This is a genomic window from Neobacillus drentensis (assembly GCF_036966985.1).
GTDB classification, from domain to species: Bacteria; Bacillota; Bacilli; order Bacillales; family Cytobacillaceae; genus Neobacillus; species Neobacillus drentensis_E.
On record NZ_JBALSN010000084.1, the window covers coordinates 1 to 231 of the forward strand.

Here is a 231-nt window from a genome sequence, read left to right on the forward strand (position 1 = left end):
AAGATTTTGTAAACATACATAGCATTTGTTCCAATAAAATGAACGATTCAAAAAATTCTAATGTTAAGTTTTTGTAAATTTATAAAGAATTTGTTTCTTTTTTCGACATTTTTCATATAAAATTACTGAGGTCGGTATTCAACAATTGTTTAATAGAAAATGGGGGTATTCACATGGCATTTAAAAAAGTCGATAAATTCTCAGCATTACTTAGTAATATTTCTGCAAACT